The organism is Bradyrhizobium sp. Crot121, assembly GCF_059512385.1.
The window spans coordinates 12762-34348 of record NZ_JCAMOR010000076.1; the positions used below are offsets into that span (position 1 = coordinate 12762).

Annotated in this window: 20 protein-coding genes; 8 read left to right on the forward strand and 12 right to left on the reverse strand. The window is 64.3% G+C overall.

Annotated features, from left to right (window positions below):
* Positions 1-88 precede the first annotated feature (88 nt).
* The 7 genes from AC5ZGW_RS37665 to cobS all read right to left on the reverse strand — a co-directional run bounded on the left by AC5ZGW_RS37665 (position 89) and on the right by cobS (position 8611).
* Entirely contained in the window at positions 89-508 is a 420-nt protein-coding gene (locus AC5ZGW_RS37665) for a hypothetical protein (protein ID WP_130230525.1), read from the reverse strand.
* A gap of 317 nt (positions 509-825) precedes the next feature.
* Positions 826-1926: an LLM class flavin-dependent oxidoreductase gene (locus AC5ZGW_RS37670; RefSeq protein WP_028164237.1), complete on the reverse strand. Its 1101-nt coding sequence runs from the start codon at positions 1924-1926 to the stop codon at positions 826-828.
* A 150-nt stretch (positions 1927-2076) separates the two neighbouring features.
* Positions 2077-3189 (reverse strand): NADH:flavin oxidoreductase/NADH oxidase, encoded by a 1113-nt coding sequence (locus tag AC5ZGW_RS37675; RefSeq protein WP_130230523.1) that lies wholly within the window; start codon positions 3187-3189, stop codon positions 2077-2079.
* A 71-nt stretch (positions 3190-3260) separates the two neighbouring features.
* Positions 3261-4220, reverse strand: a complete 960-nt coding sequence (locus AC5ZGW_RS37680) for a Bug family tripartite tricarboxylate transporter substrate binding protein (RefSeq protein ID WP_245475111.1) — start codon at positions 4218-4220, stop codon at positions 3261-3263.
* 91 nt (positions 4221-4311) lie between these two features.
* Positions 4312-5382, reverse strand: coding sequence for an esterase-like activity of phytase family protein (locus AC5ZGW_RS37685; protein WP_130230519.1), 1071 nt, complete (start codon positions 5380-5382; stop codon positions 4312-4314).
* A gap of 177 nt (positions 5383-5559) precedes the next feature.
* On the reverse strand, positions 5560-7458 hold the full coding sequence (gene cobT / locus AC5ZGW_RS37690; RefSeq protein WP_474419502.1) for a cobaltochelatase subunit CobT: 1899 nt from the start codon (positions 7456-7458) through the stop codon (positions 5560-5562).
* 154 nt (positions 7459-7612) lie between these two features.
* Positions 7613-8611 carry a cobaltochelatase subunit CobS gene (gene cobS / locus AC5ZGW_RS37695; protein ID WP_028164232.1) on the reverse strand — a complete coding sequence of 333 codons (999 nt, stop codon included), beginning with the start codon at positions 8609-8611 and terminating at the stop codon, positions 7613-7615.
* 281 nt (positions 8612-8892) lie between these two features.
* On the opposite strand from cobS, the gene AC5ZGW_RS37700 reads away from it, so the two are divergent.
* Positions 8893-9555 (forward strand): DedA family protein, encoded by a 663-nt coding sequence (locus tag AC5ZGW_RS37700; RefSeq protein WP_474419503.1) that lies wholly within the window; start codon positions 8893-8895, stop codon positions 9553-9555.
* Between the two features lie 60 nt (positions 9556-9615).
* Here the strand turns inward: AC5ZGW_RS37700 and AC5ZGW_RS37705 are convergent, their stop codons facing one another.
* The gene (locus tag AC5ZGW_RS37705) at positions 9616-10839 is read right to left on the reverse strand and encodes a citrate synthase family protein (RefSeq protein WP_130231179.1); all 1224 of its coding nucleotides are present in this window, start codon (positions 10837-10839) and stop codon (positions 9616-9618) included.
* Positions 10840-10914: 75 nt separating this feature from the next.
* On the opposite strand from AC5ZGW_RS37705, the gene AC5ZGW_RS37710 reads away from it, so the two are divergent.
* Positions 10915-12009 carry a citrate synthase/methylcitrate synthase gene (locus AC5ZGW_RS37710; protein WP_474419505.1) on the forward strand — a complete coding sequence of 365 codons (1095 nt, stop codon included), beginning with the start codon at positions 10915-10917 and terminating at the stop codon, positions 12007-12009.
* Positions 12010-12086: 77 nt separating this feature from the next.
* Here AC5ZGW_RS37710 and AC5ZGW_RS37715 read toward each other — a convergent pair whose 3' ends face one another.
* Positions 12087-12737, reverse strand: coding sequence for a J domain-containing protein (locus AC5ZGW_RS37715; protein WP_474419506.1), 651 nt, complete (start codon positions 12735-12737; stop codon positions 12087-12089).
* A gap of 109 nt (positions 12738-12846) precedes the next feature.
* Here AC5ZGW_RS37715 and AC5ZGW_RS37720 point away from each other — a divergent pair, with 109 nt between their 5' ends.
* Entirely contained in the window at positions 12847-13122 is a 276-nt protein-coding gene (locus AC5ZGW_RS37720; protein ID WP_130231181.1) for a BolA family protein, read from the forward strand.
* A 177-nt stretch (positions 13123-13299) separates the two neighbouring features.
* Positions 13300-13746, forward strand: a complete 447-nt coding sequence (locus AC5ZGW_RS37725; RefSeq protein WP_130231177.1) for a hypothetical protein — start codon at positions 13300-13302, stop codon at positions 13744-13746.
* Positions 13747-13869: 123 nt separating this feature from the next.
* Here AC5ZGW_RS37725 and AC5ZGW_RS37730 read toward each other — a convergent pair whose 3' ends face one another.
* Genes AC5ZGW_RS37730 through AC5ZGW_RS37740 form a run of 3 tightly spaced genes read right to left on the reverse strand, consistent with a single transcriptional unit; the run spans position 13870 to position 16972 of the window.
* Positions 13870-15177 (reverse strand): HlyC/CorC family transporter, encoded by a 1308-nt coding sequence (locus AC5ZGW_RS37730; protein ID WP_130231175.1) that lies wholly within the window; start codon positions 15175-15177, stop codon positions 13870-13872.
* 23 nt (positions 15178-15200) lie between these two features.
* A complete protein-coding gene (gene aroB, locus AC5ZGW_RS37735) occupies positions 15201-16346 on the reverse strand; it encodes a 3-dehydroquinate synthase (protein WP_130231173.1) in 1146 nt (381 codons plus the stop codon).
* Positions 16343-16972 carry a shikimate kinase gene (locus AC5ZGW_RS37740; protein WP_474419507.1) on the reverse strand — a complete coding sequence of 210 codons (630 nt, stop codon included), beginning with the start codon at positions 16970-16972 and terminating at the stop codon, positions 16343-16345. The genes aroB and AC5ZGW_RS37740 overlap by 4 nt, the downstream gene beginning before the upstream one ends.
* Positions 16973-17112: 140 nt before the next feature.
* Here AC5ZGW_RS37740 and AC5ZGW_RS37745 point away from each other — a divergent pair, with 140 nt between their 5' ends.
* The 4 genes from AC5ZGW_RS37745 (at position 17113) to AC5ZGW_RS37760 (ending at position 21155) form a co-directional block, all read left to right on the forward strand.
* Positions 17113-17259, forward strand: coding sequence for a hypothetical protein (locus AC5ZGW_RS37745; protein WP_035690322.1), 147 nt, complete (start codon positions 17113-17115; stop codon positions 17257-17259).
* A 15-nt stretch (positions 17260-17274) separates the two neighbouring features.
* Positions 17275-18237, forward strand: coding sequence for a site-specific tyrosine recombinase XerD (xerD, locus tag AC5ZGW_RS37750; RefSeq protein ID WP_051396745.1), 963 nt, complete (start codon positions 17275-17277; stop codon positions 18235-18237).
* Positions 18238-18445: 208 nt separating this feature from the next.
* Positions 18446-19408: an acetyl-CoA carboxylase carboxyltransferase subunit alpha gene (locus AC5ZGW_RS37755; protein WP_130231580.1), complete on the forward strand. Its 963-nt coding sequence runs from the start codon at positions 18446-18448 to the stop codon at positions 19406-19408.
* Positions 19409-19637: 229 nt separating this feature from the next.
* Positions 19638-21155 (forward strand): L,D-transpeptidase family protein, encoded by a 1518-nt coding sequence (locus AC5ZGW_RS37760; protein ID WP_130231578.1) that lies wholly within the window; start codon positions 19638-19640, stop codon positions 21153-21155.
* Positions 21156-21587: the final 432 nt, after the last annotated feature.

Here is a 21587-nt window from a genome sequence, read left to right on the forward strand (position 1 = left end):
CAGATGGCCGGTCGGCAGGAAACCGCTCGACCCACGAGATAAGCCACTGATTTTTCTTGCAATTAATCCATCGAAGGCCCAGCTTCGACTAGCGCATGCGCGCGATCGTGCCGGCGACAATCTGCATGGCGACGCCGAACACCCATCCGATCATGACCGCAACCGTCCAGGCGATATGCGGCTCGACGCGAATCACGATGGCGACGACCGAGACGAAGGCGACCAACGCCGCAAGAAACGTTCCGACGGCGCTCAGGAATTCCGCCGCGTCGATACTTCCGCGCGGGGATTCGTCGCCCGGCGACTGGAATGGCAGTGGCGGCGTGTCGATGCCGACATAGAAGCCGATTGCGCCGCAGATCATCATGAGCAGAAGAAATCCCTGCGACGTAAAGGCAGCGATGCCTGACCCGACAAGGGCCGCCACGAACAGGCCGCTCGCGGCTCCCGCCATGGCAAGGCCAAGGCGCTCGAGAACATGGGCGAACTTTTGTACGCGGGACCGCATCGTGCCGATCCCCCATGATGATGATCAGGCTACGCCTCTTTCGGATAGCGTGAAAGATACCGTTCGCATGTGGCGCTGCACATGTCCGGCAGCCCGCGTTCACCGCAAATTGCGCTGATAGCAGCGATTAATTACCGCGATTATCGATTTTCTGCAGACTCGTCGGGTGGGCAAAGCCAACGGGTCGCGCGAACGCGCGCCCGATGACAGGCTCCGCGTGCCCACCATCAAGCACTCCGCTCGTGATGGTGGGCACGCTTTCATCGTCACTTGTGGTGAGCTGCGGTGGGTGTAGTCGCTTTGCCCACCCTACGCCGCTACGCGGCGCGGCCGAACTCGCTGCCGAGATGCTTCAGCCGCGGCAGCACTTCCTGCTTCAACAGCTGCAGCGAGTGGTGCCAGGCTTCCGGCTTGTGCTTGTAGTCGAAGCCGAACACGAGCAACACGCCGAAGCCGCCGACCTCTTGATAGATCCTCTCGATCTTTTCGGTCACGGTCGCGGGCGAGCCGACGATCCAGTTGTGCCGGGCGCAATATTCGACGTTCACGTCGCTGTCCGGCACGTCGGGCGTGGCTTTCAGATAGTCCTTGAAGCCGAAGTGACCGAGTAGCGGCAGGAAGTACTCGCCCATCATCCGTCCCATCATGTCGCCGGTCGACAGCCGCCAGGCTTCCTCGTCGGTGTCGGCGACAAAGACTTCGCGCACCAATCGCCAATCCTGCCTGCTCGGCTTGCGGCCGGTCTTCGCTGCGCCCGCCTCCACCGAATCCCAGTGGCTGCCGACATAGGCCGGGTTGAGGTTGAGGCTCATCGGGATGAAGCCGCGCTCGCCCGCGAGCTTCAGCGTATCGGAGTTCTTGGAGAGGCCAGCGACGCCGATCGGCGGATGCGGCGCCTGCTTCGGCTTGAGGTGGGGCTTGAGGAAATCGAACATCGTGTCCGGCTTCGTCACCGTCCAGTATTTGCCCTTGTATGTCCACGGAGCATCGTCGCTCCAAAGCTTCAGGATGATCTCGAGCGCTTCGCGCGTCATGTCGCGGTTCTGGCCCGACATGCCGTCGACATTGAACATCGCCCAGTCGCTCGGCAGGCCGCTTGCAGCGACGCCGAAATTGAGCCGCCCATCGGAGAGATGATCGAGCATCGCGACGCGATTGGCGAGTTCGGCCGGATGGTGATAGGGCAGCAGGAAGCCGCCGGGGCCGATGCGGATGTTCTTGGTCTGCAGCAATGCCTGCGCGACCAACAGGTCCGGAGACGGATGCGGCTCCCAGGGCGCGGTGTGGTGCTCGCCGATCCACGCTTCCTGATAGCCGAGTTCATCCAGCCACCTGAGCACCTGCAGGTCCCAGTCGTGGCCCTCCTTCAATCCGCACTCCGGCGGATGCGAGGGCATCGCGAAATATCCTAGTTCCATGGCTTTCCTCTCGCTTGTTTTCTGGTGCGACTTTGCCGTCGCATCTCATGCACAAGCGAGAGTACCTACCTCGGTTACGGCGGAATAGTGGCTTTCGTCGTTGCAGAGCGGGATAGCCGTTTCACTTTCGCTCGCAATAACGGTGATGATTTACCGTGCGCCGAACGTGGTCGTGCCGAAGAGCGCTTTGTGCGTCGACGGTTGCGAACGCCAATACTGCGGCGGTGCGTCAACCTGTCCGCCGAGTTCGGCGGCAGCGTGCCAGCCCCAGCGGGGGTCGTAGAGCATGCCGCGCGCAAGGGCGACCATGTCGGCCTTGCCGGAAGCGACGATCTCTTCGGCCTGCTTCGCTTCCGTGATCAGCCCGACTGCCATGGTGGTGACGCCAGTTGCTTCTTTCACAGCCTGCGCGAACGGCACCTGATATCCCGGACCCAGCGGGATCTTTTGCAATGGCGAAACGCCACCGGAGGAAACATCGATCCAGTCGACGCCGCGCTTCTTCAATTCCTTGGCGAATTCGATCGTCTGCGCGATGTCCCAGCCGCCCTCGACCCAGTCGGTCGCCGACACCCTGATGCCGACGGGCTTGCGATCCGGAAATGCGGCACGCACCGCGTCGAACACTTCAAGCGGAAAGCGCATGCGGTTTTCGAGCGAACCGCCATACTGGTCGGTGCGCTTGTTCGAGATCGGCGACAAGAACTGATGCATCAAATAGCCGTGCGCGCCATGCAGTTCGAGCGCGTCGATGCCGAGCCGGTCGGCACGCTTGGCGGCCGTCACAAAATCGTCGCGGATGCGCTTGAGCCCGGCCTCGTCCAGCGCGAGCGGCGCCGCCTCGCCTTCCTTGTGCGGCACTGCCGATGGCGCCACGGTCCGCCAGCCGCCTTCGGACAGCGGGATCAACTGCCCGCCGTCCCAGGGCCGATGGCTCGACCCCTTGCGGCCGGCATGCGCAAGCTGCATCGCGACCGCTGCTTTCGAATGTTTGCGCACCGAGGCCAGGATCGGTTTCAGCGCGGCCTCAGTGGCGTCATTATAAAGTCCAAGGCAGCCGGGCGTGATGCGCCCGATGGCCTCCACATGCGTGGCTTCGATGCAGAACATCGCCGCGCCCGACAGCGCCAGCATGTTGATATGGGTGAAATGCCAATCATTGGCCTCGCCGTTGTCTGCCGAATATTGGCACATCGGCGATACCATGATCCGGTTGGGCAATTTCAGGCCGCGCAGCTCGATCGGGGAAAACAGGGCGCTCATGTGGGGGATCCGGATAGGAGGGAAACTGCCTTCTTATCTAACCACGCCCCGGCCCCGCCTCAACCTGCCGGTTACTGATTGATTCCGGCCGCCTTGATCAACTGCAGGTTAGCGACGGTCTCGCGCTTGATGAAATCGTCCATCTGGGCTGGTGTCATCGGCATCGGCTCGACACCAAGTTTCTTGAGGCTTGCCTGCGTTGCCGGATCGTTCAACACCTTCATCCCTGCCGCATGAAATTTCTCGATGATCTCACGCGCCGTTTTCGCCGGCACGAAGATCCCGAACCAGCTCATGCTGTCGGCGCCGGTCAAACCGATCTCCGACGGAGACGGCACATCGGGCAAATCGGCGGCGCGCTTCGGCGTCGACACCAACAGCGCCTTCACCTGGCCGTCGCGGATCAGGGGCAGCGCGGTCGCGAGCGGGCAGAAATAGAGATCGATGCGCCCGCCCAGGATGTCGGCAATCACTTCGGGGCCGCCGCGATAAGGCACGTGGGTGCCTTCGATGCCGGCGGCGAGGAGGAATTTTTCCGCGCTGATATGCACGGCGCTGCCGACGCCGACCGAACCAAAGGAGATCGAGCCGGGCTTCGCCTTGGCGTCGGCAATGAAATCCCGGATGGTTTTCCAGGGCCGCTCCTTCGGCACGATCATGACATTGGCACTGGAGCCGATCATCAGCACGGATGAAAGGTCTTTGGTCGCGTCGAAAGAGAGATTCGGGAAGATTGCCGGCGCAATGGTCAGCGCCGAGGAATGCGCGAGCACGTTGTAGCCGTCAGGCTCCGCCTTGGCGACGAGGCCGGTGCCGAGCGTGCCGCCAGCGCCGGCACGATTCTCGATCACGAAGGGCTGGCCGAGCTCTGCCGAGAGCCGATCGAACACCAGGCGCGGCACCACATCGGTGGCACTGCCCGCGCCGAACGGGATCGTCGCCTTGATCAGGCGCGAGGGCCAGGTCTCCGCCTCTGCAGCGGTGGCAACCAGGCTCGTGACGGTGAGAACGAGGAGGAGGAACTTGCGCATCATGGCTCTCGGTTTCGATTGACGCCCCAGCGTTGCAAGAACCGTTCCGTCAGAGCGGGCCAGTGTGTTTGCCAACCCCGAGACCAATCCTCTATTCCACCAGCGTGAACTGCAGCAGCAGCGTGCGCTGGATCATCGAGAAATTATCGTCGGAGATCATGGTGATCACGGTGTCGCCTTCGGCCGTGGTGTGGGCGTCGATGCCTTCCATGTTGTCGATCTCGTTGCCGAGATCGGCGTTGAAGACCGAAGGACCGTCGAGGACGGCACCCGGCATTACGGACGCAAGTGCGATGCGGCGGATACGAATGCCGACGCCGTCAACCCAGGAGAATTTGCGCTCGAGCAGCAGCAGGTCGCCGGAGGGCAGCAGCACAGCGTCGCTGATGTCGAAATTGTCGGTGCGGCGAACGGAAAACTGTCCCGGCGTCTTGCCGCCGACCAGGAAGCCGATGATGTTGCCCTGCGCATCGAGCCCGCGCTCGGAGATCGCGATCAAGGTTCCCGCCAGCGGCAGGCCTTGCGGCACCATCAGCAGCGCCTCCAGCCCCTTGTTGTTCGGGAGCCGTTTGGCGGCCGGCGGCAGCGACACCACCTCGCCGCGTGCGCGCGTGAATCCCTTGGAGAAATCGAAGCGCAGCACCTGGTTGACGCGCTCGAGCCCGACATAGACGAATGAGCCGTCCAGCGCCATTGATTCAGAATCGTACCAGCCGCGCGCGGTGATCGGCCTGCCGTCGGGGCCGAGCAGCGGCGCCGCTTCGACATCGGCAAGTCCCGTCATCTCGCGGCCTTTGTAGACGATGCGGCCGGTGAACCAGCTACCGTGGTCGCTGACGGCGATGAAGCGTTCGCCCTTGGCGTCGACCCGCAACGCCGACAGGCCGCCGAAGCCGCGAAAGGAGGAAGTCAGCACCAACCCGCTGCGATATTCCAGCGCGCCGAACCTGACATGCGCGCGATCGCGGATGTCGAAGGACGACAGCGGCCGCGCATTGACGTCGATCGAGACCGGCGCCGCCACCGTGGACTCGCTCGGCAGGATCGGCTTCGTCGGCGGCTCAATAGCAGTTTGAGCGAGCGCCAGATGCGGCAATGCGGCGGCCGAAAGCCCCGCCGCGGCGCTAGCGAGAAAACGACGGCGGGAGAGCGTCGGGGACATGGATTTGGAATCCGCTACCGTTTTCACCTCTCCCGTAGGGAGAGGTCGATTTGCGCCAGCAAATCGGGTGAGGGGTTACGGTCTATCGAGGGACCTGAACCCCTCACCCGCGCCTTCGGCGCGACCTCTCCCTAGGGGAGAGGTGGATCGGAGCTCGCGGCATCATCGAGAGAATCACTAAGAATGCAGCCGCCTCGGCCGGCGGTCAGCGACGGGCGCCGGGCCGTGAGTCTCGCTGAAGAGTTCGGCGAGCTTCTCTGTGATGGCGCCGCCGAGTTCTTCGGCATCGACGATGGTGACGGCGCGGCGATAGTAGCGCGTGACGTCGTGGCCGATGCCGATCGCGATCAATTCGACCGGCGAGCGGGTCTCGATCTCCTCGATGATGTGGCGCAGATGCCGCTCGAGGTAGTTGCCGGGATTGACCGACAGCGTGGAATCATCGACCGGCGCGCCGTCGGAGATCATCATCAGGATCTTGCGCTGCTCGGAACGTGCCAGCAGGCGCTTGTGCGCCCAGTCCAACGCCTCGCCGTCGATGTTCTCCTTGAGCAGGCCTTCGCGCATCATCAGGCCAAGATTCTTCCGCGCCCGCCGCCACGGCGCATCGGCTGACTTGTAGATGATGTGACGGAGATCGTTGAGCCGGCCGGGATTCGCCGGCTTGCCGGCGGCGAGCCAGGCTTCGCGGGACTGCCCGCCTTTCCAGGCGCGCGTCGTGAAGCCGAGGATCTCGACCTTGACGCCGCAGCGCTCCAGCGTGCGTGCCAGGATATCGGCGCAGGTGGCGGCGACCGTGATCGGACGGCCGCGCATCGAGCCGGAATTGTCGAGCAGCAGCGTCACCACGGTGTCGCGGAAGGTCGCTTCCTTCTCGCGCATGAACGACAGCGGGTGATAGGGATCGGTGACGACGCGCGACAGGCGCGCGGGATCGAGTATCCCTTCTTCGAGGTCGAATTCCCAGGCGCGGTTCTGCTGCGCCATCAGGCGGCGCTGCAACCGATTGGCCAGCCGCGCGACGATGCCTTGCAGATGCGCGAGCTGCTTGTCGAGATAGGAGCGCAGACGCTCCAGCTCGTCATGGTCGCAAAGGTCTTCGGCGGCGACGATCTCGTCGAATTTCGGTGCAAACGCGTGGTATTCGGGACCGCGCGGCTCATTGCCGCCACGCGTATTCGGCCGCGTCGCCTCGCCCGGCGTCTCATCGTCGCCGAGCTCGCCGTCGTCGAAAGTGTCGCTGGTGGACGCCTGCGCGCTTTCCATCGCACTCTCGGACATCTCTTCCGAGGTCGTCTGCGCCTGGTCGGCGCTCATCTCCTGCGCGGCATCGGAATCAGGCGAGCCTTCGGCGCCGGACTGATCGCTCTCGCCATCCGGATTTTCATCCTGGTTGTCGTCCTCGTCGGAGTCCATGTCGCGCTCGTCGCCGAGGTCGAGCGCCGACAACAGATCATGCACGAGGTCGCCGAACCTGGCCTGGTCCTCGGTGAAGCGCGCCAGTTTATCGAGCCGCGTGCCGATCTTGTCTTCCAGCAGCGGGCGCCAAAGGTCGACCATCTTGCGCGCAGCCTGAGGCGGCGCCAGTCCAGTCAGCCGCTCGCGCACCAGCATCGCCAGCGCATCCGCCAGCGGCGCATCGGCGCGGTCGGTGATCTCGTCATACTTGCCGCGGTGAAAATGATCGTCGAGCATCGCGTTGAGGTTTTTCGCAACGCCCGCCATCCGCCGCGAGCCGATCGCCTCGACGCGCGCCTGCTCGACCGCCTCGAACACGCCGCGCGCCTGCGGATTGCCCGGGATCAGCTTGCGATGCACCTTGGGATCGTGACAGGCGAGCTTCAGCGCGATGGAGTCCGCGTGTCCGCGCACGATCGCAGCGTCACGCTTGGTCAATTTGCGCGCCGGCTCCGGCAGTCGCGCCTTGCCGGGCGCAAGCCCCGGTCGCTCGGCGGCGAAGGAGACTTCGAGCTCCGGCGTTTTCGCGATCGCCTTCAGGCACGACGTCACCGCGCGCTTGAACGGCTCAGTCGGCGCTTCCTTCGTGTTGCGGAATTTGGAGTTCGACGTAGTCATCTCGATCTCACCGTCGTCCCCGCGAAGGCGGGGACCCATAACCGCAGAAAGTGGTTGTTGAGCGCGACGGCGGCCCCAATCTTCGCACCCACCACGTCCTCACGTCATAGGCCCCGGATCGCGCTTCGCTTGTCCGGGACAGCATCCTTGGTCCTTAGCTGAGCGCGACGTTGACGGCGGATTCGGGCAGCTCCGCATTGAAGCAGCGCTGGTAGAATTCCGCCACCAATGGCCGCTCGAGCTCGTCGCACTTGTTGAGGAAGGTGACGCGGAAGGCAAAGCCGATATCGCCGAAGATCTCGGAGTTTTCCGCCCAGGTGATCACCGTGCGCGGGCTCATCACCGTCGACAGATCGCCATTGGCGAAGGCGTTGCGGGTGAGATCGGCGAGCCGCACCATCTTGTTGACGATGTCACGGCCTTCCTGGCTACGGTAGTGCTTCGCCTTGGCGAGCACGATCTCGACTTCCTCGTCATGGGCGAGGTAGTTCAACGTGGTGACGATCGACCAGCGGTCCATCTGGCCCTGGTTGATCTGCTGGGTGCCGTGATAGAGCCCCGACGTGTCGCCAAGGCCGATCGTGTTGGCCGTCGCGAACAGACGGAACGCCGGATGCGGCTTGATCACCTTGTTCTGGTCGAGCAGCGTCAGCCGTCCCGAGACTTCCAGCACGCGCTGGATCACGAACATCACGTCGGGCCGGCCGGCATCATACTCGTCGAACACCAGCGCGACATTGTGCTGCAGCGCCCAGGGCAGGATGCCGTCGCGAAATTCGGTGACCTGCTTGCCGTCCCGGACCACGATCGAGTCCTTGCCGACCAGGTCGATACGGCTGATGTGGCTGTCGAGATTGACGCGTACGCAGGGCCAGTTGAGCCGCGCTGCAACCTGCTCGATATGGGTCGACTTGCCGGTGCCGTGATAGCCGGTGACCATCACACGGCGGTTCCTGGCGAAGCCGGCGAGGATCGCTAGCGTGGTGGCGCGGTCGAAGCGGTAATCCGCATCAACCTCCGGCACGTGCGGGTCGACTTCCGCATAGGCCGGCACCTCAAGGTCGCTATCGATGCCGAACACCTGCCGGACCGATACTTTCATGTCGGGCAAGCCGGCGGTGTCTTCCAATGTGGTCTGGGCGGCGGTCGTCATTCGTCCTCCGAGGTCCCGGGAATCCCGAAACCAGATTATTCGTTTGGCTGCGGATTGGGTGCTATGCACAAGCCTAGCAGACTGCAACCGCCGGCAGAAGCCCGCGGCGCGATCAAAGTTCCGTTGTTCTTTCATAAAGATAGGTGCTGGACGCGGTTTTTGGAGGGCTGCCCTGCGAATCCCGCCGCACTTTGCCGCGAGGGCCCGCCGCGATCCCTTTCCAGGCCGGGGGCGAGTTGTTAGCTCTCAAGGTCAGGCAAGACCTGAGCTGCGGGAATTTTGTGACCACATTCCTCGACCCCCTGATCACCTTCGTTTCGGCCCATGCGTGGCTTGCCTATCTGACGCTGTTTGTCGCCGCCTTTCTGGAAGCGGTCCCGGTAGCGGGGTCGCTGGTGCCCGGCTCAACGATCATTGTGGCGATGGGGGCGCTGATCCCCGGCGGCGAGCTGAAGCTGTGGCCGGTGCTGGCCGCCGCCGCCGCAGGTGCCCTGCTCGGCGACGGCTCCGCCTACTGGATCGGCCATCGCCGCCAGCGCGAGATCCTGGCTGCATGGCCACTGTCGGGCTATCCGCGCGTGGTCGAGCAGAGCGAGGCGTTTTTCCATCGCTGGGGCATACTCGCGGTGTTCTTTGCGCGCTTCGTGCCGCCGTTCCGTGCCTTCGTGCCACTCACCGCCGGCGCGCTGGATATGCCGCCGGCGCGCTTCTACAGCGTCAATATCCCCGCGGTCCTGCTCTGGGCACCCGTGCACGTGCTGCCGGGCGTGCTCGCGGTCTCTGCGCTGCACGAGTATGGCGGGCTGCCATATCACCACCATCATGCCGGCAAGCATATCTGGATGCTGACGGTGATCGCCGGCGCCGTGGTCGTGGCGCTTGCGACCTGGATCATCCGCCGCCGGCGCGGCGTGATCGAGCCGGCCGCGAAGCCGCACACGTAGCCTGCAGCCCGGGCGGAGCCAACGGGTCGCGCGCGCCCCGTTGGCTCCGCCGGGGCTACATCAGATACTCTTGGCCGCCGCGCTGCGTCCGGGCGCCGGCCCGACATATCGTGCGCGCGGGCGAATCAGCCGGCCGTGCTGCAATTGCTCGCTGGCATGCGCGATCCAGCCGACGCTGCGTGCCATCGCAAACAGCGCGAGCTCGCTGCCGAGCGGAAGCCGCAGGCTGTGCACCAGCACGGCCAGCGCATAGTCGATATTGACGAACTCGCCGGTCGCCTCCGCGATCCGCTCTGGAACCTCCCTGGTGAATTTGCGCGCGGCGCCGGCGCGCGCGAGCGCATCCAACAGCGACTGCGCGCGGGGATCGCCGCGCCGGTAGACGCCATGGCCAAAACCGGCGAAGCGCTCGCCGAGCGCGACGCGCTCGCGGATCACCGGCTCGACATCCTGATCGACCAAGGTCTTCACCAGCCGCGATGCCAATACGCCGGCGCCGCCGTGTTTCGGACCCTTGAGCGCCGCCAGGCCGGCGATCACCGCGTCATGGAGATTGAGCCCGGTCGAAGCGGCACAGCGCGCCGTGAAGGTCGAAGCGTTCAATTCGTGATCGGCGAGCAGCACCAGCGTGCGGCGGATCAGGTCGGCGGCATGCTTGTTGCCGCATGCCCAGGCGCCGGCGATCTGCACATGCAGCGGTTCGGACGAGGGTTCGCGGTTCAGCATGGTCGCAACCAATAGCCGGACGATGCGCGCGCCGACCATCGCGCGGCCGTCGGGCGCGCGGGTGAAGGCGCGGGGATCGGCGCTTGCGGCGAGCGCCAGCACGGCAATGGCGCGGTCAATCGGCGCGGCGCGGTGCGCGGCCTCGGCGATGGCGCGCATCTCCCCAGAGACAAACGGGCAGTTGTTCGGCGCAAAGGGATCGACGCCCGTGACATCCCACAACAGCGTCGCCGTGTGCTCGAGCGTATCCTTCTCGGCAAGATCGACGCAGTTCACGCCGCGATAGATCGGCCCGTCCTCGGTGATGGTTGCGATCGCCGAATCCATCACCGGCAAATCGGCATCGAAGCTGCGCAGGCCGCGCGGCTCCGGCGACGGGGTGCGGCGCTCCTTCAACTCGCGGATGTCCTCGGCCCGGTAGCGGTGGCTGCGGGAATCCGCCGAAGGCTCGGAGCGGATCAGGCCCCGACTGACATAGGCGTAGAGCGTAGCCGGCGAGATCGCGAGCTCGGCCGCCGCCTCGCGGGCGGAGAGATAAAGGCCATCGGATTTTTTCATATTGATTAAGCTAATCAAGATTGATCAATCTGTCGAGAGGATCGACTTTCTCCTGATCACGAAAGGAGATCCGCCATGAATATTCAGGTGACCAAAAGCCCGATTGGGCTGGACGGCATTGCCGCCGCCGAAACCGTGCTCAGCCATGTCGACGGCGAGCGCGGCGAACTGATCATCGCCGGCGAGCATGTCAGCGTGCTCGCCTCGACATCGAGCTTCGAGGGCGTCACCGCACGATTATGGAATGCGGCGACCGGAAGCACGCTCAGCGAGGCCAATGTGCGCGCCAAGCTTGGGGCCGCGCGCGAGCGCGCCTTCGCCCGATTGCCCGACGTGCTGCCGGCGACCCGCGGCATGTCGATTGTGGACGGCTTCCGCGCCGCAGTCGCTGGCTTGCGCGCCGAAAACGGGCTCGAGCACGAAGCGACGATCGTCGGCGCCTTTGCGGTGATCGCCGGCGCGCTGGTGCAGCGGGCTAAGGGCCACGATCCGCTCGCGCCCGATCCGAATGTCAGCCACGCTGCGGATACGCTGACGATGCTGCTGAGCCGCAAGCCCGAACCGCGCGAGGTCGCGGCGCTGGATGCCTATCTCGTCACGGTCTCTGATCACGGCATGAACGCGTCCACCTTCACGACGCGCGTGGTGGCCTCGACGCAAGCCGACCTGTTCGCGGCCGTCACGGCCGGCTATTGCGCGCTGACCGGCCCGCTCCATGGCGGCGCGCCGGAGCCGGTGCTTGAGATGCTCGATGCGATCGGGACGCGCGAACGCATCAAGCCCTGGGTCGATGCGGCGCTGGCGCGCGGCGAGCGGCTGATGGGATTCGGCCATCGTGTCTATCGCGTACGCGATCCGCGCGCCGATGTGCTGAAAGATGCGATTGAGCGGCTGGCCGCCGAAGGCGCCGACCTGCCGTTCGCCGGCGAGGTCGAGGCCTATATCCGCGAGGCGTTGCGGCGGAAAAATCCGAACCGGCCGCTGGAAACGAATGTCGAGTTCTTCACCGCGATCCTGCTCGACGCGCTTTCCATTCCGCGGCAGGCCTTCACGCCGATCTTCGCGGTGGCGCGCGCGGCGGGATGGACCGCGCATGCGCGCGAACAGCAGCGCACCGGCCGGCTGATCCGGCCAAGCTCGTCTTATGTGGGGCCGATGCCGAAGGTGTGAATGAGTCCCCGTAGCTCGGAGCCAACGGGGGGCGCGTTCGCGCGACCCGTTGGCCCCATCCGGGCTACGGCTCCGCGCTAAGCCTCGCGGACCACGGTCTTGAGATAGTTATACGCCTTGATGATCTCGATCAGGCGGTCTTCGGTGGAACGATCGCCACCGTTGGCGTCGGGATGGTGCTGCTTCACCAGCGCCTTGTACTTCGCCTTGACGTCTTCCAGCGTCGCCTCGGCGGTGAGGCCCATGACCTGCAGCGCCTTGCGCTCGGCATTCATCACCGTGCGCGTCTCGGTCTTGGCCTTCGCGCCCGGGCCCGGCCGCCAGCCGGCGCGGCCATTGAGTTCGGAGAACACATTGAAGGGATCGGCGGCGCCGCCGAGATCGTCCTCGGCGCTGCCCTTGCCATGCTTGGCGCTGGTGTTGGCGCCCATCTTCCAGGTCGGGCGATGGCCGGTCAGCGCATCCTTCTGGTAGCGTGCCACCGCCTCAGGATTCATACCCTGGAAGAAATTGTAAGACTGGTTGTACTCGCGAACATGATCGAGGCAGAAATGCCAATACTCGCGCGAGTTCTCGCGGCCCTTCGGCGCGCGGTGCGAACCCTTGTTCTGACAGCCGGCCCATTCGCAGGTGATGGCTTCCTGACCAGCCTGCGCCTGGCGCTTCGCACTCACCTTCGTCGGCTTGATGCGAATGGAGTCGAAGAATTTTGATGAATCGATCGCCATGACTGACTTTGACTACGCAATGCAAAAAGCTTCAAGTCTTGACATTGCGAATACCTCTGCTTCGGATGTGCCATTGACGAAATGCAGCCTTCGAACTATTGCCGCCGCCATGAGCACAAGAGACGTTATTATAAACAAGTTGCGTGAAGCTTTCTTGCCCGAAAGCCTCGAGGTCCAAGATGAATCACATCTGCATGAGGGCCACGCGGGGCATCGGCCAGGCGGCGAGACGCATTTCCGTGTTTATATTGTATCTCAAGCGTTCGAAGGGAAGAGCCGGATCGAACGCCATCGCATGATTAATGCGGCACTCGCCCAGGAACTCGCGGATGGCGTGCATGCGCTCGCGATCCATGCGCAAGCTCCAGCGGAACGACCGCGCTGAGGGGCGCCGCCTGGAAATTTAGCTGAAGAACACGACCGAACTGCGGTTTTGATCAACGTCGCGCAAGACGCCACGGTTGTTTTCCTTTATCAGAGATAGCGGCCTGGGCGATGGACAGTTCCATTGGAATTGGGCAGGCTCATTGCACCATCGCCACCTGTAGCGAGGGGCTGTCAGATGGTTCACTGGGCACATCTGCGATTGGCCGCGGCCGTGATGGCAATGCTGGCGCTCTCTGCGCCCGTACCGGCTGCAGCACAGGCCATGCCGAGCCCGCTCGTTCAGGAAGTGCTCGTGAAAAGCATTTTGGTGACGCTGAGCGATGCCGTCGCCGCCAATAATTTCACCGTCCTACACGCCAAGATGTCAAAGCCGTTCGCCGAGCAGTTTCCGCCGGAGAAGCTGCAGGCCGTCTTCAAGGATCTCGTCGACAAGCACGCGGTGTTCGACGCCGTGGTGGCAAAGCCTGTCATTGCCGACGAGGAGGCGAAGATCGACGAGAAGGGCGTGCTGCGCCTGAAAGGCCATTTCGAGACCACGCCGAAGCAGGTGAAGTATCAGCTCGCCTTCATCCCCGCCGACGGCACCTGGAAGCTTTCCGGGGTCACCATAGACATTGAATAGGGCGCCAACATCCAAGCCCGTCATGCCCGGCCTTGTGCCGGGCATCCACGTTCTTGGCTGCCGCGAGAAAGGCGTGGATGGCCGGGACAAGCCCGGCCATGCCGGAGAATCGACGCGCCTGTGCTAGAACGCCGTCCCGGCACGCTTCGGCCTGGGCTCCTCGGCCTCGGCTTCGCGCGGCAGCGCGGTGATGCGTAGCGCCGTGATGCGGTTGCGCTCGCGACGCAGGACGCGGAAGCGGAAGCCGTGGAAGGTGAAGCTTTGGCCGCGCTCGGGGATCGAGCGCGCTTCATGGATCACGAGACCCGCCACGGTCGTGGCTTCCTCGTCCGGCAAATGCCAGTCCATCGCACGGTTGAGATCGCGGATCGGCACCGAGCCGTCGACCACTACGGAGCCGTCGGGCTGGGCACGAACACCCGCGACCACTACGTCGTGCTCGTCGGAAATGTCTCCGACGATCTCCTCCAGGATGTCTTCCAGTGTCACCAGACCTTCGACTTCGCCGTATTCGTCGACGACGAGGGCGAAATGCGTCTTGCGGCGGCGAAACGCCTTGAGCTGCTCGGAGACGGGCCGCATCTCCGGCACGAACCACGGCGGCAACGCGATGGTGGCGACGTCGATGTTCGACGTGTCGCCGTCGGCGGCGCGGATCGCGCGCAGCAAATCCTTGGCGTGCAGCACCCCGATGATGTTCTCCGGCTTGTCACGCCACAGCGGAATGCGGGTGTATTCGGTGGCGAGCACCTCGCGCACCAGTTCCTCCGGCGGCAGATCGGCGTTGATCATGGTCATTTCGGTGCGGTGGACCATCACGTCCGACACCTGCAATTCGCGCAGATCGAGGAGCCCGCCGAGCATGTCGCGGTCCTGCTTCTCGACCTTGCCCTCGTGATGCAACAAATCGACGGCGCCGCGCAGTCGCTCGGTCGGCGACAGGATGGCCTGGTTGGCACCGACCTTGATGCCGAAGAGTTTCATCAAGGCGAGCACGATGACCTCGATCACCGTCAGGAACGGTCCGAGCAGATAGACCGTGACCTTCATCGGCCGCGCCACCAGGAGCGATATCCGGTCGGGCGCGTTGATTGCGATGGTCTTGGGCAGCACCTCGGCGAAGATCACGACCATCACCGTCATCACCGCGGTCGCATAGAGCACACCGACGTCGCCGAACCACGCGGTGAGGATGCCGGTTGCGAGCGCCGAGGCGCCGATATTGGCGATGTTGTTGCCGAGCAGCAGCGCGCCGATCAGCCGCTCGCGCATGTTGAACAGGCTGGAGACCACGCCAGCCTCGCGATTGCCCTGCTTGGACAGCCGCAACATGCTGGCGCGCGAAGCGCCGGTCAGCGCGGTCTCGCTCGCCGCGAAAAAGGCGGAGACCAACAGGCAGACGACGACGATTGAGAACGAAACCCAGGTCAAGCTACGTCATCCGAAGAGCGTTTTTAATTCTCGGCCAGTTTTGCCTTCAGAAAGTCACGCACCGGCGCAGGCTCGACGTCGCGCGCGATCACGGCGCGGCCGACGGCCTCCAGCAGAATGAAGGTCAGCTTGCCGCGCTTGACCTTCTTGTCCTGCGCCATCAGCGCCATCAGTGTGTCGGCATCAGCCAGTCCTTCCTGGACGAAGCCGCCGATATCCTGCAGCCGGGTCGGCAACCCTACCGCAGTGAGGTGGCGTTTCACGCGCGCCGCATCCGCTTGCGCAATCATGCCGAGAGAAGCAGAGAACTCCGCCGCCAGCGTCATGCCGATGGCCACGCCTTCGCCGTGGAACAGCCGGTCGGAAAAGCCCGTCGCCGCTTCCAGCGCGTGACCGAAGGTGTGGCCGAGATTAAGCAGCGCGCGTTCTCCGGTTTCGCGTTCGTCGCGCGAGACGATCGCAGCTTTGGCGCGGCACGAGGTTGCGATCGCGTGCTCGCGCGCCGCGCCGCCGGAAAAGATGTCGGCGTGATTGGCTTCCAGCCAGGCGAAAAAGGCCTCATCGCCGAGCACGCCATATTTGGCAACCTCCGCATAGCCAGCGCGGAACTGGCGCGGCGACAGCGTATCGAGCACGGACGTGTCGGCGACGACCAGCACCGGCTGGTGGAACGCCCCGATCAGGTTCTTGCCCTGCGGCGAGTTGATCCCGGTCTTGCCGCCGACCGATGAATCGACCTGCGCCAGCAGCGAGGTCGGCACCTGCACGAAATCGACGCCGCGGCGCAGGATGGCAGCAGCAAAGCCCGCGAGATCGCCGACCACGCCGCCGCCGAGCGCGATGACGAGATCGTTGCGCTCGATCTTGGCCGCGATCAGCGCTTCGCTGACCTCTGTCAGACCGGCATAGCTCTTCGAGCCCTCGCCTTCCTCGACGATGATGCGCGAAGTCGGGACGCCAGCCGCGGCAAGCGACGCCTCGGCCCGTTCCAGCCAATGTTTCGCCACCGTGCGGTCGGTGACGATGGCGGTGCGCGCACCCGGGCGGAGCGCAGCGATCCGTGCGCCAAGCGACGGCAGCATCTCGCGCCCGATCACGATGTCATAGGCGCGGTCGCCGAGTGCGACATCGACGGTGATGGGATCAGAGTGTTTCAATGGCGCAGTCATGATGGGAGGCTAATTCCGTTGGTTGCCGGTTGTGCCGTGCCGTTGCCACAGAGATAGGCATGCAGCGCCTCTAAGCACTCCTCGACGATCCGGTCATGCGGCACGTCGCGCGACGAAATCGTCAGATCGGCGCTCCGGTAGACCGGCTCGCGCTCGCCGAGCAGACGGTTGACCGTCCCCTCGGGATCGGCGGTCTGCAACAGCGGGCGGTCGGCGCGGCGCCGCACCCTGCGCATGATGACATCGGCGTCGGCGCGCAGCCAGAGCGAGATCGCCTTGGCACGAATGCAGTTGCGGGTCTCCTCGCGCATGAACGCACCGCCGCCGGTGGCGAGCACCGCCGGCCCGTCGCTAAGCAGGCGGGCGATCACCCGCGCCTCGCCATCCCTGAAATAGGCCTCGCCATGGGTTTCGAAAATCTCCGGGATCGGCATGCCCGCCGCCGCCTCGATCTCGGTGTCGGCATCGGTGAAAGGCAGCCTCAGCCGCGCGGCCAACCGCCGGCCGATGGTCGATTTGCCGGCGCCCATCATGCCCACCAGCACGATCGTCCTCGACCCCAGCACGGCCAGGATGTCGGCCTCCAGGGTCGGGAGCACAGGGAGCGGTGCGGCGCTGTCTGGCATCTAAAGCTCGGTCTCTCGGCGAATTTGCGGCGTTCCGGTCACCTATACTACCCCCGCCAATACCGTTGCCAGAGCCTTGCAACGGCTGAGGGAACATGATGGATGATGCCAATGGTTAATTCGCCGCCCGAGCCTTCGATATGCCGAGCCTGTTCCGCTTCCTGACGGTCCTCGCCGTGATCGGCGGTATCGGCTACGGGATCATTTTCGCACTGGCGAATTTTGTGACCCCGAAATCGCGGGAAATGACGGTGACGATCCCGCCGGATAAGTTCCTCAAGAAATAGCCGCTATGGTCAGGGATGCGTTCCAAGACACGTTCCAGCACATCAGATGCCGGGCTGATCAGCCTGTTCCTCGACATGCTCGCGGCCGAACAGGGCGCGGGCGAAAACACGCTCGACGCCTATCGCCGCGACCTCGAAGACCTCTCCGAATTCCTCACCCATGCCGGCAAGAGCTTTGCCGGCGCCGACACCCAGACGCTGCGCGACTACCTCGCCGACCTCGACACCCGCGGTTTCAAATCAACCAGCGTCGCCCGCCGGCTCTCGTCGATGCGGCATCTGTTCCGATTCCTGCTCAACGAGCGCATCCGCAGCGACGATCCTGCCGCGATCCTCTCTGGCCCGAAGCGCGGCCGCAGCCTGCCCAAGGTGCTGTCGATCGCCGACGTCGACCGCATGCTGACGCGGGCCAAGGAACTCACGCAAATCGACGCGACACCGGCGCAGCGGCTGCGCGCGCTCCGGCTGCATTGCCTCTTGGAGGTGCTGTACGCCACTGGCCTACGCGTCTCCGAACTGGTCTCGCTACCGCTATCGGCGGCGCGGCGCGATGCCCGCATGATCGTGGTGCGAGGCAAGGGCAACAAGGAGCGGCTGGTGCCGCTGAACGAGGCCTCGCGCCAGGCGATGGCCGACTATCTCGCTGCGGTGCAAGTCATGAAGCCGGAGAAGAAGGCGGCGCCGTCGAAATGGCTGTTTCCCTCCTTCGGCGAGAGCGGCCACTTGACCCGGCAGCATTTTGCTCGCGACCTCAAGGAGTTGGCGGCCGCTTCCGGCTTGGCGCCGCGGCTCGTCTCCCCGCACGTGCTGCGGCATGCCTTTGCCAGCCACCTCCTGCACAACGGCGCCGACCTGCGCATCGTCCAGACCCTGCTCGGCCATACCGACATCTCCACCACCCAGATCTATACCCATGTGGTCGAGGAGCGGCTGAAGAGCCTGGTGCGCGACCTGCATCCGCTGGCGGAGAAGGCTTAGCCCGGTCGATCCCCGGATTACGCTTCCAGGCCGGGCTATGGGTTACGCCTTGACTTCGGCGGCTTCTCACAGGAAAGAGCGTCACCGCTTGCGGTCAGCCCACGCGCCTCGGCTTTGGCTGCGTGTTAACTTGTTGAAGATACAAAACTTCTCTTCCAGACCCCAGACCCGCTTCGCCGCCCGCCAGGTTCCTTCCTATATTGCCGTAATGCCGGATCAGATGCGCAGTTACCTCGACTTCGAAAAACCCGTCGCCGAGCTTGAATCCAAGATCGACGAATTGCGCGCGCTGGCAGCGTCCGGCAGCGACATCGGCGACGAGATCGCGCGGATCGAGGAGAAGGCCGGCCAGGCGCTGGCCGACCTCTATGCCAACCTGACGCCCTGGCAGAAGACGCTGGTGGCGCGGCACCCGCAGCGACCGCATTTCACCGATTTCGTCAGCGCGCTCATCACCGAATTCACGCCGCTGGCCGGCGACCGCAAATTCGCCGACGACGAAGCCCTGCTCGGCGGCTTCGGCCGCTTCCGCGGCGAGAGCATCTGCGTGATCGGCCAGGAAAAGGGCGCCTCCACCGAGAGCCGGATCAAGCACAATTTCGGCATGGCCCGCCCCGAAGGCTACCGCAAGGCGGTCCGGCTGATGGAAATGGCCGACCGTTTCGGCATCCCGGTACTCTCCCTGGTCGATTCGGCCGGCGCTTATCCCGGCATCGGCGCCGAGGAGCGCGGACAGGCCGAAGCCATCGCGCGCTCGACTGACGCCTGCCTGTCACTGGGGGTGCCCAATGTCGCGATCATCACCGGCGAGGGCATGTCGGGCGGCGCGATCGCGATCACCACGGCCAACCGCGTCCTGATGATGGAGCACGCGATCTACAGCGTGATCTCGCCGGAGGCGGCATCCTCGATCCTGTGGCGGGACGGCACCAAGGCGCAGGAAGCCGCCAACAGCATGAAGATCACCGCCCAGGACATGCTGCGATTCGGCGTGATCGACGAGATCCTGAAGGAGCCGCCGGGCGGCGCCCACCGCGATCCCGCCGCCATGATCGCATCCACCGGCGATGCCATCGCCCAGGCTTTCAACGACCTACGAAATCTTGATGCGGACGCGATCCGCAAGCAGCGCCGCCAGAAGTTTCTCGATATCGGCCGCAAGCTCGCCTAGCTAACCGGCAATCGCGGCATTTTGCTCCAGGTCGGCCGGTTTGGCCGCAATTCGGCCCCGGGGCCGGTCTTTAACTCTTGCTTGACCATGCCTGTCATGGTTCCGGCCCGCCGGGCCCCGTTCAGGTTGCGGGTGGGAAGTCCAAAGGTTAGTATTTTAACGATCGCTTCAAGGCATAAAGGGTTGATTTGGGGTTGCCCGAAATGCCCGGTGGGTGTGGAGCTTGGACTTGAATCACCGCACGCTGGTTCGCGCGCTTCTGGCCTCGGCTGCCCTTGCGGCCGCTGTATTGCTCGCCGGTTGCAATAGCGACGACATCTCACTCGCATCGAATGCCAAGGCCAACCAGCCGGTGCCGCCGAAGCTGGTCGCGGCAATCACGGAAAAGGACATGGATCTGCAGTCGCCGATCCTGATCCGCCTGTTCAAGCAGGAAGCCGAGCTCGAAGTCTGGAAGCAGGACCGCTCCGGCAGGTTCGCGCTCTTGAAGACCTATCCGATCTGCCGCTGGTCCGGCGATCTCGGTCCGAAGATCCGCGAGGGCGACCGCCAGGCGCCGGAGGGCTTCTATACGATCAGCCCGGGCCAGATGAACCCGCAATCGGCCTACTACCTCTCCTTCAACACCGGCTACCCCAACGCCTTCGACAAGGCGCTCGGCCGCACCGGCTCACAGTTGATGGTGCATGGCGACTGCTCCTCGCGCGGCTGCTACGCGATGACCGACGAGCAAATCGCGGAGATCTATTCGCTCGGGCGCGAGTCGTTCTTTGGCGGCCAGAAGGCATTCCAGTTGCAGGCCTATCCGTTCCGGATGACGCCGGTGAACATGGCCAAGCACCGCAACAATCCGAACATGCCTTTCTGGAAGATGATCAAGGAAGGCTACGATCATTTCGAAGTGACGAAGCAGGAGCCGAAGGTCGACTTCTGCGAGAAGAAATATGTCTTCGACGCCGCCAAGCCGCCGGGCGCCACCCGCGATCCGGTGTTTGATGCGTCCGCCAAATGCCCGGCCTATGTGATTCCCGACCAGATCGCCGAAGCGGTCCGCCAGAAGCAGCAGGAAGAGGCGACCGAGGTTGCCAAGCTGATCTCCAAGGGCACGCCGGTGGCGCGGATGAACACCGGCATCGACGGCGGCATGAACAAGATCTTCGCCTCCAAGCTGCCGGAGGGCAGCACCGGCCTCTCCGAGGGTGGCGACAGCCAGAGCCTGCAATCACTGTCGCTGGCGCGCGCGCCCGGCACGATCCCGTCCACCGTCAATCCGCCGAAGCCGAACCTGGCGCAGCCGGAAGAGCCGGTGGTGGCGGTGTCGACGACGTCGGCGACGTCATCGGCCCGCGTCGCTTCCGCCACGCAGTCGGGTGAGCAGTCGGAAGGCCTCTTCTCCAGCATCGCCCGCAAGGTCGGGATCGGCGCCACGGCCGACGCCAACGCCGCCGCCACCAGCGTGCCGCCCTCTGCACCGGCCGCCGCCGCGAAGCCCAAAGCTACTGAGGCCAAGACTGCTGAGGCCAAGGCTGCTGAGATCAAGCCTGCTCAGACCAAGTCGCAATCGGTCGTTCGCGTCGCACCGAGGCCCACCGAAACCAAGCTCGCTGCCGCCAAGCCGGCGCTCAAGCCGACCGTCACCGATGCGCCGGCCACCGCCGCACCGGCCACCAGGGACACACAGCTCTCCGGCTCGCAGCCGATCGTGCAGCCGAACTCCTTCGACAACCGCTTCGGGGCGATGAAGTAAGGCACGGCGTCGCGAGGGCCAGCGCTTTCTCCTGCCGTCATTGCGAGCAAAGCGAAGCAATCCATGCCTCGGCAAGCGGCGCGATGGATTGCTTCGCTTTGCTCGCAATGACGTGCGGAGAGTTCTGATTCAAATGTCAAACAGCGATTCCGTAGGATGGGTAGAGCGCAGCGAAGCAATCCATTTCTCCGCAAGTGGCGCGATGGATTGCTTCGCTGCGCTCGCAATGACGGGGATGGATTCTGATTCAACTTTCAAACAGCGTGAGGACGTGAGTTCGCGTTCTCGCGGCATTCGCTGCCCGAGCTCTGCGTCACTTTCCACCCTCCTCGATATCAGAGGGCGCAGGGAAAGCCGGGTGCTGGTTGCACCCATGGGTCCCGTGCAACAAAAAGCACGGGGGTAGGACCACAGGTTCAACCGAAGCATTCC